Below are 15,195 nucleotides of genomic sequence, written 5' to 3'. Positions count from 1 at the left end.
AAAACCTCAACAATTTGCTTTGGCGTACAACGTAACAGATTGTTAGGCTAGCATCTTCGTTGGATGCTATACTAAATGTATTTCGCATATTGAAAACGGAGGTTTCGTTATTGGCATTCATGAGATCAAAATCGCTTTCTTCCCGGCTGATCAGCATTTTTTTTAGCGTTACCCTACTGCTGCTGATTATTCTTATCACGGTCAGCAATTATGCCAAGCATGTCGTATTATCGCAAGTGTCCCAATCCTATCAAAATTTTGTCAACTCCAATATTCAAATCATTGACAATAATCTAGAAAAAACGGAAAAAAGCATGTTATATATCGCCAACCAAGATGAAAATTTCCGCATCCTTGGTACATACGGCCTGAACGATTCGACATACTATTTTGCCCAAATCGATTTGAATCAGAAAAATTCTTCCTATCAGACTTATTTGCATAACGTAGATATGTTTTTCCTCTACTCCGTCCCCAACAAGATGCTAGTGACTACAGCAACTCAAGGAGCATCAAGCCGTTATGCTAACATCATCACGCAAAGAATCACGCAGATGATGGAGCAGCAGAGCTCGATCAAAGATTATTTATACAAATGGAATGTCATTCAAATCGGTGACCAATATTATTTGTATCGTTTGATTGACGCCGATATCCAAAACGATGCATATATCGGTGCGCTGATTAACGTCAATAGTTTGAAAGCACCGCTTTCCAATCTTGATCTTGGGAAGGATGGTGAAATGGTTTTTACCTCTGTTGATGGCAAAATTCTCTCCGATAGAGAGGTGCCTGGGCATACCTTCCAGCAGCTTCCGACAGATGACCATTTGCCAGACGAGCCTTTCTCTGTGGGAAAAGGACAGGATCAAATTTTAATTGTCAATCAGCTTTCCCAGAAAGTTCCCTTGAGACTGGCCGTAATCCTTCCCAATGCCAATTTATTGAAAGGGCTTCCATATTTCCAAGCCGTTATTTATATATTGCCTGTCCTGGTCCTCGGCATTCTTCTTTTATATCTTTTCCTTATACGTAAGCTGCTGTTGACGCCAATTTATCAACTGCTCAGTGTCATTCGGAAGATCAAAATGGGGGATATGAACGCAAGGCTTCCGGAGACAACATCAACGGACTTTTCTATCATTCATCAAAGTTTCAACACGATGGTTGATGAAATCACTCATCTGCAAATCAATGTCTATGAAGAACGGCTGCGGGCCCAAAAATCGGAACTGAAGCATCTTCAAGCGCAAATCAACCCGCATTTTTTCTTAAATACTTTGAATATTATTTTCCAGCTGGCCGATATGAAACGATATGATTTGGTAAAAAAGACGGTTCATCATTTAGTTCAGTACTTCCGCTTCCTGATGACGAGTAAACGTGACACGATCACAATTGAACAGGAATTGGCCCACATCCGAAATTATCTGGAGATTCAAAAAATGCGGTACCAGGATTCCTTCCATTTTGATATACAAATTTCGGGTCATTGGGAACACATGCATATTCCGCCATTGATCGTTCAACCGTTCGTGGAAAATGCAATGATTCATGGTTTTAGCGTTAAAGATCATCCATTTTCCCTCCAAGTCGCCGTAAAGAATGCCTTGGATGACTCCGGAAGGATACAAATCGAGATTCGTGATAATGGAAATGGATTTACGGAAGAGCATTTGGCTGAGCTTGGCACCTATGCTCCTGTTAAAGAAGATAATCATATCGGCATATCTAATGTGAAAAAACGATTGATTATGCGGTACGGAGAAGGACAAACGGAAATCCGCTTTGCCAATGTCGTGCCGCGTGGGGCAATGGTGACGATCTTGCTGCCATCTCATCATCGGGAAGGAGGTAATTGAAGTGTTCTCTATGTTAATTGTAGACGATGAGAAGTTTGCCGCAGAAGGTATCCGCAGCGGTACGGATTGGAATAACCTGGGCATAGACCGTGTTTATATGGCTAACCATGCCAAGGAAGCGAAGGAAATCTTTCAATCTTATCCGATCGATGTCCTGATTTGCGATATCGAAATGCCGGACGAGAATGGCTTGGAATTGGTCGGGTGGGTGAAAGAAAGATATCAGAGTACCGAAACGGTATTTCTTACCTGCCATACCGAGTTTACGTATGCCAAGCAGGCCATTCAGTTAGGAAGCTTTGATTATTTGTTAAAGCCTGTCGATGGGGAAGAGTTGGTACAGGTGGTAACAAAAATGCTGCGCAACATCCAAAGACAGGAAGAACAGAATCAATTGAACCAGGTAGGCAGAAAGTACAAATCACTATGGACCAAGCAGCAGCCAATCTTGGCTGAGCGATTCTGGCAGGATTTCCTATCGCGGAGAATTCTCTCTTTTGGTGATTTTTTGGAACGTGCATTGGGGGATGCAGGGCTTCCATTGTCGTCGGAGCATCAAGTGCTGCCAATCTTAATCAGCATCGAGGAATGGCTCAAGCAACTGAATAGCAGAGATCAGGAAATCATGGAATATGCCATTAAAAAGGTTGCGGAGGAAGTGTTCTTGGAAACGCGGCAAGGACACGTTATCGTGGATAAGAACGGGTTGCTGTTCGTCATGATTTATTCTCCTGCCGATACGACCCCTTTAGAACCCAGCTATTGGCAGCGTTTTGCGGAAGGTTTTATTCAAACATGCCGGGATTCCTTCTTCTGCCATTTGTCATGCTACATAGGGAATTTTGTCCCTCTTCAAGAAGTGCATACGATATGCGACAGCCTTCTCCAAATGGAAAGAACCAATTTAACGGAGGCAACAACCGTTTTATTTTTTCCGCAGCTTTCGATGCCATTACAGCAAGCATCCACACCCGTAAATATCAACGTATCCGGATGGGCCGAATACTTGCATAGCGGGAACAAGGACAAACTCATGGAGAAGATTCACCAAACCTTCTATCCGTTAGAAGAGGCAACATATGTAGACGATCAAGTGATCGAAATGGTTTATCATGATGTTCTGCAAATCATCTATCATTTTATCCATGTAAAAGGATTAGGCGTGAATCAAATACCGAACTTCTCCCTTTGGACTTCTGCCAAAATCCGCAGTTTGGCGCAGCTCAAAAACTGGGCAGTCAATTTATTCAGCACTGTGATCGGTGCGGTGTTTGTAAGCAAGGAAGATGACCAGAACATCATCAAAGCCATCCAATTCATGCGGGATCATGTGGAGGCGGACATTTCCCGGGCAGACATAGCAGCGCATGTCGGCCTTAACTCCGCCTACCTTTCGCGCTTGTTCAAAAGAGAAACAGGTGGCAATTTAATAGATTATATGACAGAAACGAAGATGAGTCGCGCAAAGGAACTTCTCGAACAGACAGAATTAAATGTGAGCCGTATAGCGCAGCAATTAGGGTATTTTAACTTCTCCCATTTTTCCAAAATGTTCAGGAAGGTGTACGGAATGAACCCCCAGGATTATCGAAAACTTTGATTTTTTACGTGATGGAAATCTAATTAAGCGTGGCAAACAAAGCCATGCTTTTTTTATTTCGACGAATGTCATAAAACGACTCGGGCACCGTAACAAAAGTGGTGGGAACCGGAAATGGTGATCTGGTACACTAAGTCACAAATAGAAATTGATAGGAAGGGATTCGTAGATGGCATCGCTTACAACGAATGCAACGATTGCAACGAATGTAAAGACAAAACAAAAGAGCCGACTGCAAAAAGCTTGGCAGTACAGATCGTTGATTATCCTAGCTTTACCGGGAATTATTTATTTGATCATTAACAATTACTTGCCGATGGCTGGCATTTTCATCGCCTTCAAGGATTTGAATTACACGAAGGGAATTTGGGGTAGCGATTGGATCGGATTCCGCAATTTCGAGTTTTTATTTGCTACCGACGAAGCCTATGCCATTATTCGCCATACCATTTTGTATAATCTTGCTTTCATAGTCATTAATACAGCAGTAGCCATTTTGCTCGCCCTCCTCTTGAACGAAGTGAAAAACCGCCATTTTGCCAAGTTTTATCAAAGTACGTTGCTGCTTCCATATTTCGTCTCCATGGTCATTGTCGGCTACTTGGTCTTCGGCTTCTTGAACCCGGAACTTGGTTACGTCAATAAGATTATTTTGGAACCATTAGGGGTAACAGGCATTTCGTGGTACGATTCACCAGAATATTGGCCAGCCATTCTTACGATCGTGAATACATGGAAATCCGTCGGGTATTTGACTGTTATTTATCTCGCGGCAATTATCGGAATCGATCCGGAATACTACGAAGCAGCCCGCATAGACGGAGCCAGCAAATGGAAGCAAATGACCACGATCACAATTCCATTAATTTCACCGGTTATTATTATTATGACGCTTCTCGCCATCGGGAATATCTTCAAAGCGGATTTCGGGCTGTTCTTCCAAGCGACAATGGGTTCGGGATCTTTGAAGCCCACTACAGATGTTCTCGACACCTATGTTTATAATGCCATTCTGGTGACGGGAGATACAGGACTGGCATCTGCTGCGGGTCTGCTGCAATCGGTCGTCGGCTTTGTGTTGGTTCTCTCGGTAAACCTGATTGTACGAAAAATCAGCAATGAAAACGCGTTATTCTAGGGGTGGAATTATGAAAAGCAAACCAAATCTGATTATACATTTGATATTTATTGTAACGAGTCTACTTTGTTTAATTCCGTTTCTATTGCTGTTCATGGTTTCGCTTACAGAGCAAGATACCTTAGTTCGCAACGGCTACTCTTTCTGGCCCGAGCAAATCACCTTTAGCGCCTACCAATATATCCTGAGTGATGCATCTACGATTTTGAGGGCATACGGCGTCTCCATCTTTGTTACTTTGACTGGAGTCATTATGGGCCTTGCCATTACATCCATGTTAGCTTATCCGATATCGCGAATTGATTTCCCTTACCGCCGCAGCATTAGTTTCTTGGTCTTCTTCACCCTGCTATTCGGAGGCGGTTTGCTTCCATGGTACTTGGTTTATACTCGCTTCCTGCACGTACAGGACACATTGTGGGCCTTAATCATTCCAGGGTTGTTAAGCGGATTTAATGTGTTGGTGATGAGGACCTTTTTCACGAACAGCATTCCGCCTTCGTTATTGGATTCAGCCCAAATTGACGGGGCCGGCGAGTATCGGATTTATTTCAGCATGATTCTGCCGCTTTCATTGCCGGTCATGGCGACAATCGGCTTATTCATTACCATCGGATATTGGAATGACTGGTTTAACAGTTTGGTGTTTATCAAAAATCCGAACCTGTACAGTCTGCAATATTTCCTGAACAAGACACTATTGAACATTCAGTTTTTAAGAAACATCGCCAACAAAACATTCTCTTCACAAGTTCTGCAGCAACCGCCAATTGAGTCGATTCGTATGGCTATGGCGATGCTTGCCATCGGACCGATTGTACTCGTATTTCCTTTCCTTCAGAAGTATTTTGTTAAAGGCCTGACAGTAGGCGCGGTAAAGGGCTGAACCCAGTTATATGCTGGTTTAGTATAAAAATTAATGGAGGTCACAAATGAAAACCATCAAAAAAAATCTCTTCGTTTTGACTACAGTCTTGATGTCACTAGCACTTGTCGCAACCGCTTGCTCCGGGGGATCCAAGACTACAGGCAGCACAACCAGCCCGAACGAGTCGAGCAAAGCAGTAGCCCCAGACGGCAAAACAGCGTTAAAGCCATATGAAGTCGTTATGGTTTATCCAGATAATCCGTTGAAAGATAATCCGAAAGTACAGGATGCGATGAATGAATATTTGAAGAAGACATATCCAGAGTTAAACGTAAGTGTCAAGCTGAATCCGATTGATTTTGGCGCTTGGTCCGATAAAACGAACCTGATGTTTGCTTCGAATGAAAAATTTGATTTAATTTTTACGGCTAATTGGTTGGGGCCATTTGACACGCAGGTCAACAAAGGCGCTCTCTTGCCTCTCGATGATCTTCTTAAGAAGTACGGACCGGATATTGAAGCCGTAGAGAAAGATTATCACGTCGGAGCCGTGCGCAAGGGGAAATTGTACGCCATCCATACGCATCAAGAGCTCGGGAATCCGCAAGGAATCGTAGTTAGGAAAGATTTGGCGGAAAAATATAAGTTTGACTTGACTAAATTGACGACAAGCAAAAATATGGCTGATCTCGAACCCCTGCTGAAAACAATCAAGGAAAATGAACCCGGCATTACGCCTATGGTCGGCGGTACAACGGGTCCAGGCGAATTCCCGCTTGATGGTTTCTTTGCAGGCTCAAAAATCGATGGTCTCACAGGCCCTACAGGTCTGGAAATTAGTAAAAACGACATGAAAATCGTTAATATTTATGAAACTGAATCTTATATGGAATTGGCAAAATTGACCCACAAGTGGTATAAACTTGGCTATATTAACAAAGATGCCACGAGTAAAGGTGTGAGAGGAGACGAAAAAATGAGAGCGAAGCTCGGTTTCGCTATTGCTGGCGGCAGCAGCGAAATTTTGGCAGATACGGATACGCCTCAACCGATGCCGAGCTTGTCAAAATCTCTTGGCCTTGAATTAATTCAAATTCCGATGGCCAAAGATATGCTGAAAACGGGTAAACTCATGGCGACTATGCAGGGGATTTCCAAAACATCTGCAGATCCTGATCGTGCGATGATGCTGCTGAATTTATTTTTCAAGGATGCTAAGCTGCTTACTTTGTTCAACTTTGGAATCGAAGGCACGCATTATGTGATGAAGGATGGCCAGATTGATCTGCCTGCTGGAATGACTTCTGCCACTTCTCCTTATTATCATGATATCCAGTGGCAAATCGGGAACCAGCTCCTGAACTATACCCGTGTCGGCGAAGATCCGAAAAAATATGAAATCTATGAGAAGTTTAACAAAGAAGTCGCTAAACGAAAATCCAACATGTACGGTTTTATCTTCGACTCGGAGCCAGTCAAGAATGAATTGATTGCCATTGATAATATTACAAAAACGTACGATCCCGGCCTGAAATCAGGTACGTTGGATCCGGAAGTGGAAGTGCCTAACCTGATCAAAAAGTTAAAGGAAATTGGCATGGACAAAGTCATCGCCGAAGCCCAGAAGCAGTTGGATGAGTGGGCAAAAACGAACGGGAAGTAACGAAGTGTTAATCAAGAAAAACCGTCAGGGAAAACATCCTGACGGTCCTTTTGCTTGTAAACCCATACGTTTGCGCATGTAGAGGGAATTGGGTATGGGGTTCCGTCCAGTATTCCTATCCATGAACACCCCTGTAAGATTCTGGGTACGTTTCGCCTCCGCAAGTTTCGCAATAAAAAGGAGGAGGTATTGCCGGAACGCCAATTTTCCGTGCACAGCGATATTGACGGCACGACGATGCCTTATTCCACGATAACGTCCCTTTTCTCCCCCTGAAGCGGAACTGGGGTGCGTTAATTGTGCGAAAACGTACCTACAACCCAGCATTTCATGCTCATAACGCACGGTAGTTCCGCGAAATGTCCCTACAACCGAAAATACCCCCTCTTAACGCACCCACGTTCCGCTCACCCGTGCAAAAACACGATCTCTCGCAGTCGGGATACTCCAAACCGCTGTGACACTTCCGGATCTACTATCGGCTTAAGGGCGATTATACGCGGAATGAATCCGGGCAAGTCAAGTACATGAATGAGTTGCTGGATATTGTATAGATGAACAGGTGGGCGGGGCTTTCTGGTTTACCTTAGGATTTTACACAAGAAATGACTTGGAAAATTTGAACTCGCCTTTTATTTTTTGGGATAGCGTCCCCTCTTTTAACTCGCATACCATAAAGACGTCGTCCGACACTTCAAATTGCTTCAGATTTATTCCATAGGGTCTCGCTAGTTTAAAGCCGAACTTGGGATAATAAGTCGGATGTCCTATCAAGAACACAAGATTGTAACCTAACTCTGCACATCTTTTTAGCCCTTCTTGAATAAGTTTGGAACCTACTCCACTTTTCTGATGGCCTGGCAGGACGGCAATAGGACCAAGCGCTATGACCTCATCGCTTTTTTCCTCGTCTACAAGCTCGGCTCTGCTGAATAAAATGTGCCCGACAATACGATCGTTTTCTTCCGCTATGAGGGACAGCACGGGAATGAATGCGTCTGATAATCGAATTCTTTCGATTAGTCTGGATTCAACTTCCCTATTCCCAAAGGCCAAATAATTCAACTGAAACACGGCATCATAGTCGCTGCTTCTTTCCGTTCGGATCTCCAACTTTTGATTCCCCATTCCTTAGTTTATTTCGCTTCATGAAAATTTTATCACGCACCTAGCCCATTATTGAGGGAAAGTTTCTGTATGAGAAAAACTCTCCCGCCCGTTGACGAAAAAGTAAGGGCCGGAAGAGCTGCGCTGAATCGTTCACAGCAGCGCGAAAAACCAGTCAAACATGAAAATCGTGTTTGACTGGTTTTTTATTTGCGGTTACCTATTTGGCTGCGGGGTGGACATCACTTTCCCCCATCCAGATATTTACAAGATTCGCGAGGAATCCAGAGCTTGACTTCATTGCCGGCTTGGAGCCCCGGACGTTCCCCGCTATTCAACATATCAACGGTTAACGTTGTATCCTCTACATGGACGCTAAACCGCAGCACATTGCCGAGCACAATGATTTCGTCAATGCGGCCCGCAGCCTCGAAGCCGTCGCTTTCGGGCCAACTTTGCTCCGAATTCCTATGCGCCAAAAGAATTGCTTCCGGACGAATCGCATAGCAGCCGTCTCTCCACACTTGGCTCCCGGTTAGCCGAGCCATTTCCTGCACATTCAGCACATTGTAACTGCCGATAAAACGGGCGACATATTCATTGCGCGGATGGGTGTAGATCTCTTCCGGCGTTCCCATCTGGACGATCTGCCCTTGATGCATCACACAAACTCGATCCGAAATGATGAGCGCTTCCTCTTGATCATGCGTGACGAAAATCGTCGTCATCCCTAAGCTTTTTTGAATCCGGCGCAGCTCCATACGCAGGGATTTGCGAATTTTGGCATCGAGTGCGCTGAGTGGCTCATCCATGAGCATCAGCTTTGGCTGCACGGCAAGCGATCGGGCTAGCGCAACCCGCTGCTGCTGGCCTCCGGACAATTCATGCGGATAAGACTTCGCTTTGTCTTCAAGACCTACAAGACTTAGCATCTCTTGCACTCTGGATGCAATGCTGGCTTTACTGAGCCGCTGCATGCGCAGGCCGAAAGCGACATTATCGCCGACATGCAAATTTGGAAATAACCCATAGGATTGAAACACCATGCCGACCCCGCGATCCTTGGGCAGCCGATCGGTAATGGGTTTTTCTTCCAGATAAATCTCGCCCTCCTCCAGCGTCGTAAGCCCCGATATGCAGCGAAGCAGCGTGCTTTTCCCGCAACCGCTGGAACCCAGCAGCGTCACCAGTTCCCCTTGTTCCACTCGCAGATTCAGCTCTTGAAGCACATTGGACGCTCCAAATTTCTTCGATACATTTTCAATACGCAAATAGCTCATGCTAGGCTCCTTTCTTAGCTGTTTCCCACTCTACAGGGTTAGCTCTGCTGAACAATCGCTTACTCAAGCTAAGCAGCCCGCCTGACAGCAGCAAAATACATACAAAATAAGCAATCACAATCGCGCTTGCCAAATGACCGCTTTCGCTGAGACGCCGGTACAAATAAATTTGAATCGTTTCGAAATGACCGCCAATCAACAAATTGGTCAGCACGAATTCCCCGAACAAAACGGAGATAGATAACAGCGTTGAAACAAGAATGCCCGGCATAATGTTAGGAACAATAATTCGGCGAAAAGCTGTCATTTTACTTGCCCCCAGCAGCTCGGCAGCCTCCATCAGCTCCAAGGCATTAACGGTCCGGATGCTGTTGCGGATGCCTTGATACATATAGGGCAGGATCGCCACGAAATAGGCGGCAATTAGGATCCAAACCGTTCCGGAGATCGCTAAGAAGCCCGAGGAATAAAGCTTGATCAAGCCAACAGCAGCAACAACGCCCGGAATCGCATAAGGAATCAAAGCGATAAGATTCAACCAGCGCTCCCATTTGGGGAAGTACATCGTAACTACGAAAATAGTCGGCAGCATAACAATCACACTGACCGCTACACTCAAAAGGCAAACATACAATGTCCGTCCCAGAGCATTCAAAAAGCGGATATCGCGAAACAAATCGCCGAACCAATGCAGCGTCCATGAATCCGGCAGTAAAGACGCCTGCCAGTTGCCCGCGATTGAGTAAAGCAAGGTCGCTAGCAAAGGAATCAGTAAATAGACCATCGCAGCCAAAATAATCATTCGTGGAATGGAACGTTTGCGCTTCATTGCAAATCTCTCCTTACCCTGCGCATCAAGCGCTCATTCATCCACATGGCGATCAGCATGGTACTTCCAAGCAGCACAGCCAGCGCGCAGCCAAGCTGCGGTCGCGTCACGACATTGCCCGCCACAAGTGCGCCGATGCGAATTGCCAGCAAATTGTAATTTCCGCCGACCAGCGCATAAGCCGTCGCATAAGCCCCCATTGAATTGGCAAAAAGAATCGTAAACGTTCCGGCTATGCCTGGGAACAGCACAGGCAGCGCGATTCGTCTGGCAAACTGCCACTTGCCTGCGCCAAGCAGGGAAGCGGCTTCCCGCCACTGCTCGCGCATCCCGAAGAAGGCAGGATAAAGCAGAAGCGTTCCAAGCGGAACCTGAAAATACACATATACAAAGGCAAGCCCCGTCCACGTATACAGATCAAAGCTTGAAAACAAGAACCATCCCCACGTCTTAAATAAAATCGTTAGAACACCGTTATTTCCAAGCAAAATAATATAAGCAAAGGCCAGCGGCAAACCTGCAAAATTCGAGGTCATGTTAGAAATCATCAGCACAAAACTTCTCGTCCGCTCCGATGTCCGCGTGATCGCATAGGCAAGGAGCAGGGATAGTAGGATTCCAGCCACACTGGAATAAAGCGAAATCAACAAGCTGTTTCGAATCGCCTTTAGGTAGAAAGGATTTGTCAATGAAGTGATATACTGCTGTAGTGTAAAATGATCGCCTTTGTCCGATAAAAAGCTGTTTATCACTAACGTAGCCGTAGGCAGCAGCTCGAATCCGACAATCAAGATCATAAAGGGGATAAGCACAGCAAGTAAGATGAGCTTCAAGGCTACTCTGTTTTTCATCGATTTCTCCTCAGAGTTTTCATTTAGGAAACGGATATCCGTTAGCATGCATTTAGTAAAACAGTTACCTCCTCGAAAGAGAAGATAACTGTTTGCTATTTCGTACTAATTGAGGTTGATCAACACTTTTTCCTGCCACAATTGCGGAAGAGTTTTCGAGGTAGCATCCCAAGTTTTGAAATCCTTAATCGGCTTGGCGTTCTTGTATTGCTCGGTTGGAATCAGCTTGCTGGCCACGTCCGCAGGAAGCTTGACGTCATCGCGGATCGGTCTGGCGAAGCCTTTAGCCAGGTTAATTTGCCCTGCATCGCTTAAAATGAATTCTCTTGTTAATTTAGCAGCATTCGGGTTCGGAGCATACTTATTAATAATCGTTGCGTAAGCGCCGATGACACTGCCTTCTTTGGGAATTGCTACATCATAATCAGCCGGATTCAGCTGCTGGCGGTAGCCAAGTCCGTTGAAATCCCATACCAAAGCGACTTCGATTTCACCTTTTTCAAAATTGGCTAATTTCACTTCGGCCAGGGAGATCCTTTTTTGCTTGGATAATTTCTCGAAAAAATCAATACCCGGTTGAATGTTCTTCTCATCCCCGCCATATGCGATCGCAGCAGCAAGAATAGCGTTTTGCGCTTGGGAAGCTTTAGCTACATCGCCAATAGCTACCTTATAGGATCCTTTTGCAATATCATCAAAACTTTTCGGCGGGTTTTTCACCAGCTTGGTGTTCGTAATGATAGCAATCGTACCTTGGTAACCGACTACCCAATGTCCGTCTTTGTCCTTCGCCCAATCAGGGATTTTATCCCAGGTTGTTGGTTTGTACGGCTGCGTTACGTTCTTCTCAACCGCTACAGAAGTAAACGCCATACCGACATCGCCGATATCGGCCGTAGGCTTGTCCTTCTCTGCTTCGAACTTGGCGATTTCCTCTGCGCTCGACATATCCGTATCGGTATGCTTGAGACCGTATTTGCTTGAAATGTCGCTCCACGTATCTTTCCAATCTGCCCAGTCATCCGGCATGCCTACGCTGACAATCGAACCCTCTTGCTTCGCTTTGATTTGCAGGTCTTCCAGCGATACGGTTTCGCTTGCTTTCGGGCTGCTGCTTGCAGGGGATTTGCTTTCCACTGGCGCTTTGCTCGCTGCCGCCGCTTCTCCAGTCTTGGCAGCCTCTTTCACTCCACAAGCGGCCAAGCTGCCCGCCAACATGATGATTGCAAGAAACGAGGCGCTTCTTGTCCAAATCTTGTACATCGTTCGTCCTCCCTTTATCACTGCTATTTGTTGTATGATCCTGTAGTTTCTTTTCTGCTACAACTATATGCCTGAATTGTTTATCCAGTTTCAACTAGACATTGAGGACTTGTAAATTTATGTAAACGAAAAAAATGCCCATAAAGCGTTGAGCTTTACGGGCATTTTTCAATCGAACTCTACAACTTTAATTTCTTGTCATGAAGTGAGTTTCTTTAACAACCGCTTTTCGTGATATAGCGTACCCAATTAGAACACACTAGGCATCAGATCAATGACGAAGGTGAGTGTTAAACTGCTCAGCAGTGTAGATACCAGAACGGATTGAGCCGCAAAGCCGGGTTCATTTCCATACTCTAATGCCAGAGCCGCACTGTTACGCGAAGTCGGAATCGCACTGGCGATAAACAGAGCCTGGGCAGTAATGCCGTGAAGTTGCAGGACATGAATGAGCCCGAAGGCGCAAATAGGCGATATGATGAGCCGTATGAAGCTGCTAAGCAGTACGGCGGAGCTGTTCTGCTGAAAATTGGTCGATGCAATCTGGGCCCCTATTGTGACGAGCGCAAAGGACAACATGCCGTTTGCGATGTCCGATAACGGAAGCATGAGAGGCTCCGGCAGTTTGATATGGAGAACATGTAATAATGCACCCGCTGCAATAGCGTAGAGAACAGGCATCTTTACGAATTGGAGCAACGACTTTTTAAGACCCGAAGTTGCTTTGCTTGCATTCAGGAGGCCGAAGGTGAAAGTTACGAATAGCTCGAAAACGACGACCATGATCTGTACGGACATGGCCAGTGGGTCATGCTTGAAGGCGAGGGCATTAACAGGAATGCCTACGTTTCCATTGTTCGTTAAAGAGACGCTGTTGGAGAAGCTGGCTGCAAGAGGCTTCGAATATCCCAGCCACCGGCTTGCCAAATAACCGATGCACACAATGGCGATAAATTGCAGAATCAAGAATCCGAACACCGACAGAAGGAGCTTAGCAGAAAGCTGCGCTTCGTACACTTTGACAAAAGCCAGAGAAGGTACATAATAATACAAAATCAACTTGGAAAGTCCGGATAAATCAAATTTGAATTTACGATATAGGATTGCTCCGATACCGATGGGGATTAGGATTGGAACAATAATGTGGTAAAAAGTATAAAGAATCAACATGGCTGAGCCCTCCTGTTCGTTCTGTCATAATACCCATGCTTCCCCTGGGACTGCCCTTTTCCCTCGAATTCCTAAACGGCCACCCATCTGTAGAATGCAGACCACTTTTTTTATAATTAAAAAAATAACGTTCGTTGGACTAGATGTTATAACACATCTTAATTAATGTCAATTACTTCCTCGGAGGAGTTATTGTCCGTGGCGGCGCAGGGGCGAGCCAGGCATCGAATGCGGTTCGGCGGAGTGCTGTCGACAAATTCAAAAAAGAGGCGTGCTGGAAAGCATGCCTCTTCTTGATTGGATAAGCTTTATGAACGCGTTCATCTCGACCTGGAACACATAGAACGGACGCCGCTGCTTAATTCGTTGTTCTGAATTGATAGCCCTGTTTAACAAACTCAATACTCTTAAAGAAATCAACCTTGAACCACTTCTCTGCAAATTTCGAAAGCGTTCCGTCATTGATGAGTTCAAGCGTAGCAGCATCCACTTTCTTGGCCAATTCGCTTTGATTTTTGTTGAAAAGAACCCAGATCGGCTCTTTCGAAATGACGCCACCAATTTTCAAGTTCAACTTCAATTTCTGGTTGACGTCATCAAAATTATGAACATTGATGAAATCAGCCTCATATTTGCCAGAATCAACAAGCTTCAAATCATCTGATATAGTTGTTTTATCAATATCCTCTATTTTAATTTCTTTGCCTGGATGCTTAATATTATAATCCTTAATGATATAACGCAAGCCAGAAGTCGGCGTCATCGGCACCAATTTCTTTCCCACCAGATCGTCTAGAGATATGATGTCGTTCCGGTCCGCTTTTACTGCCAACGCAGTCACGGAATAGCCAAATTCATGCTCATTAAAAATGTATTTTTTCTCTCTTTCAGGATTTCTGAAATAATAGTTGGCCGCAAAGGCATATTTGCCGGAATCGGTGCCAATGAGCTGGGAATCACTGTCGACTGCCTCATAGTCGAACTTATATTCCGGCAGTTTCTTTTCCAATTCCTTGAGGTAATCGATGGTATACCCGACAGGCTGATTCTTATCATCGACGAAGCTGTACGGCGGATTCGGAAGATTATTTATCCCAACTTTGACTACTGTCTTTGATTTAGTGCTGTCCGCAGTTGTCGCCGTTGATGATGAACTTGCTGCTAAGGGACTGCTGGTTTGCTTCGCGCAGCCTGACACGATAATGGTTAGCCCTAATGCAAGAATACCTGCTGACTTGACTGATCTTGAACTGGTTATTTTCATACGAATTGACCTCCCATAAGATTATTTGTGGTATGCCGATTTGACAATGACGTGCCGGAATGCTTCTATGCACCTTCGCCCATGGATATTCTTGTCCAAATAAAAAAGAGACAAACGGTATAATTGTTCGTCTCCGGTTGTCCGGTTATTATTTTTTAGTGGAGGTGATATGAAACACCAATTCATACTATGTACATCGTTTTTATCCGCTATTGTTCTCCATCAATTTAACACTTCTTCAACAGAGAGTCTAATAGGTATTTTCTATTTTGGATATTCTTATTCAATTTAACTATCACT

12 protein-coding genes are annotated in these 15,195 nt (G+C 44.9%); 5 read left to right on the top strand and 7 right to left on the bottom strand.

Annotated features, from left to right (window positions below):
* Positions 1–119: 119 nt before the first annotated feature.
* The 5 genes from ABRS97_RS22065 (at position 120) to ABRS97_RS22045 (ending at position 7,131) form a co-directional block, all read left to right on the top strand.
* Complete coding sequence (locus ABRS97_RS22065) at positions 120–1,862, top strand: sensor histidine kinase (protein ID WP_367817636.1); 1,743 nt, start codon at positions 120–122, stop codon at positions 1,860–1,862.
* A 10-nt stretch (positions 1,863–1,872) separates the two neighbouring features.
* Positions 1,873–3,462: a response regulator transcription factor gene (locus ABRS97_RS22060; RefSeq protein ID WP_367817634.1), complete on the top strand. Its 1,590-nt coding sequence runs from the start codon at positions 1,873–1,875 to the stop codon at positions 3,460–3,462.
* A gap of 169 nt (positions 3,463–3,631) precedes the next feature.
* Positions 3,632–4,600, top strand: a complete 969-nt coding sequence (locus tag ABRS97_RS22055) for an ABC transporter permease (RefSeq protein ID WP_367817583.1) — start codon at positions 3,632–3,634, stop codon at positions 4,598–4,600.
* 10 nt (positions 4,601–4,610) lie between these two features.
* Positions 4,611–5,486 carry a carbohydrate ABC transporter permease gene (locus tag ABRS97_RS22050; protein ID WP_367817581.1) on the top strand — a complete coding sequence of 292 codons (876 nt, stop codon included), beginning with the start codon at positions 4,611–4,613 and terminating at the stop codon, positions 5,484–5,486.
* 46 nt (positions 5,487–5,532) lie between these two features.
* Positions 5,533–7,131: an ABC transporter substrate-binding protein gene (locus tag ABRS97_RS22045; protein ID WP_367817580.1), complete on the top strand. Its 1,599-nt coding sequence runs from the start codon at positions 5,533–5,535 to the stop codon at positions 7,129–7,131.
* A gap of 594 nt (positions 7,132–7,725) precedes the next feature.
* Here the strand turns inward: ABRS97_RS22045 and ABRS97_RS22040 are convergent.
* From ABRS97_RS22040 to ABRS97_RS22010, 7 genes are all read right to left on the bottom strand, one after another.
* Positions 7,726–8,244 carry a GNAT family N-acetyltransferase gene (locus ABRS97_RS22040; RefSeq protein WP_367817578.1) on the bottom strand — a complete coding sequence of 173 codons (519 nt, stop codon included), beginning with the start codon at positions 8,242–8,244 and terminating at the stop codon, positions 7,726–7,728.
* 236 nt (positions 8,245–8,480) lie between these two features.
* A complete protein-coding gene (locus ABRS97_RS22035; protein ID WP_367817576.1) occupies positions 8,481–9,518 on the bottom strand; it encodes an ABC transporter ATP-binding protein in 1,038 nt (345 codons plus the stop codon).
* A gap of 1 nt (position 9,519) precedes the next feature.
* Positions 9,520–10,347, bottom strand: a complete 828-nt coding sequence (locus tag ABRS97_RS22030; RefSeq protein WP_367817574.1) for an ABC transporter permease — start codon at positions 10,345–10,347, stop codon at positions 9,520–9,522.
* On the bottom strand, positions 10,344–11,198 hold the full coding sequence (locus tag ABRS97_RS22025) for an ABC transporter permease (protein WP_367817573.1): 855 nt from the start codon (positions 11,196–11,198) through the stop codon (positions 10,344–10,346). Before ABRS97_RS22025 ends, ABRS97_RS22030 begins: the two co-directional genes overlap by 4 nt.
* 105 nt (positions 11,199–11,303) lie before the next feature.
* Positions 11,304–12,461, bottom strand: a complete 1,158-nt coding sequence (locus ABRS97_RS22020; protein WP_367817571.1) for an ABC transporter substrate-binding protein — start codon at positions 12,459–12,461, stop codon at positions 11,304–11,306.
* A 249-nt stretch (positions 12,462–12,710) separates the two neighbouring features.
* Positions 12,711–13,631, bottom strand: coding sequence for an AEC family transporter (locus tag ABRS97_RS22015; RefSeq protein WP_367817569.1), 921 nt, complete (start codon positions 13,629–13,631; stop codon positions 12,711–12,713).
* 358 nt (positions 13,632–13,989) lie between these two features.
* Positions 13,990–14,895, bottom strand: a complete 906-nt coding sequence (locus ABRS97_RS22010; RefSeq protein ID WP_367817567.1) for a transporter substrate-binding domain-containing protein — start codon at positions 14,893–14,895, stop codon at positions 13,990–13,992.
* Between the last annotated feature and the right edge of the window lie 300 nt (positions 14,896–15,195).

Source organism: Paenibacillus tabacirhizosphaerae, from assembly GCF_040812395.1.
GTDB lineage: Bacteria > Bacillota > Bacilli > Paenibacillales > NBRC-103111 > Paenibacillus_E.
Note: the sequence above shows the minus strand (reverse complement) of the source record. Positions and strands in the feature narration are given on the sequence as shown.